The sequence below is a fragment of the Pseudomonas sp. P5_B2 genome, from assembly GCF_056400445.1.
The window spans coordinates 1-1280 of sequence record NZ_JBFULH010000935.1 but is presented as its reverse complement, the minus strand read 5'-3'; the positions used below and the strand labels follow the sequence as shown (position 1 = coordinate 1280).

At 60.5% G+C, this 1280-nt stretch carries 3 protein-coding genes; all 3 read right to left on the bottom strand.

Annotated elements, in window-relative coordinates; genetic code table 11:
• Window positions 1–302 (bottom strand): biotin carboxylase N-terminal domain-containing protein (locus AC1DRJ_RS28135; RefSeq protein WP_477805019.1); only part of this gene is annotated, 302 nt, incomplete at its 3' end.
• A 10-nt stretch (window positions 303–312) separates the two neighbouring features.
• Entirely contained in the window at window positions 313–558 is a 246-nt protein-coding gene (locus AC1DRJ_RS28130) for an acetyl-CoA carboxylase (protein WP_477805018.1), read from the bottom strand.
• Between the two features lie 94 nt (window positions 559–652).
• Window positions 653–1280, bottom strand: a 628-nt coding sequence (locus AC1DRJ_RS28125; protein ID WP_477805017.1) for a 5-oxoprolinase subunit PxpA, incomplete at its 5' end; no start/stop codon positions are given.

The window sequence follows — 1280 nt, the reverse complement described above, 5'->3', positions numbered from 1 at the left end:
GCAGCCACCACCGCTTCGGCGAAATCGGCATTCTCCGACAAAAAGCCGTAACCGGGATGCACCGCGTTGGCGCCCGTGGCTTTCAAGGCACCGAGCAAAGCCTCGACGTTCAGGTAACTTTTGTCGGCACGGGCCGGGCCAAGAATGTGCACCTCATCGGCCATGCGCGCGGCCTGGGAATCGACGTCCGCCTCGCTGCACGCTGCAACGGTGGGAATTCCCAGTTCTTTGGCGGCGCGGATAATCCGCACGGCAATCTCGCCACGGTTGGCGACCAGCAGTTTATGAATGGCTTGGGTCATGATCGCGCCCTCACTCGTCGTCGAGTGTTGCGACGACTTGACCCGGCTCCACCGGATCACCGTCTTCTACCAAATAGGCACTGAGGCGACCGGCTGTCCCTGCGGTCAGTTCGGAGAACTGCTTCATGACCTCGATCAGGCCAATTACCGTGTCGGCGCCTACCTGCGCGCCGACCTCGACGAAGTTCGCCGATTCCGGGGTGGCTTTGCGATAGAAGGTTCCCGGCAACGGGGTGATAACTGTGTGTTCGGCCATGTCTGTTCCTCTTGGAATAGTTGTAGAAAGGCAGGCAAAAAGTGAATCGGTGTGCAAACTCTGGCATCTCTGTGCCGAGTGTTTTCGATTGGTCTCAGCGCGGTGCTCGTACCACTATTCCCGCGCCATCGAGTGCTTCGCGCGTGGCTTCGACTAACGCCAGTGCGCCCGGTGTGTCGCTGTGCAAGCAAATGGAATCGAATTCGATGGCCAGGTCCTCACCATCGACCGTGCGCACTACGCCTTGCTGACAGGCGCGCAGTACTCGTGCGGCGACTTGGGCCGGATCGTAAGCGCGCACGTTGCGGGTAAAGACGATGGAGCCGCTGAGGTCGTATTCACGGTCCGCGTAGAATTCGCGAATCACGGGTTGGCCAAGGTCTGTGGCGACCCGCCAGATCACCGAATCGGGCATGCAATACAGCAGCAATTCAGGTTCCAGACGCTGAAGGTTTTCCACCAGCAAACGGGCGGCTTCTTCGTCTCGGGCCAGGTGCATGTAGAGCGCACCGTGGGGTTTGATGTGCTGCAAGGGCACACTTTGAACCCGGGCGAGTTCACGCAGGGCGCCCAACTGATAGAGTATATCGTCGACCAGTTCCTGGGCCGGGGCATTGATGTGCCGACGGCCAAAACCAACCAGGTCGCGAAACCCCGGATGTGCGCCGATGGCCACGCCCAAGCGCTTGGCCTGCTCGACGGTACGGCGCATGGTGCTGGGG

Coding starts and splice junctions, on each gene's coding strand:
- AC1DRJ_RS28130 (WP_477805018.1), bottom strand. CDS start 558: ATGGCCGAACACACAGTTATCACCCCGTTGCCGGGAACCTTCTATCGC.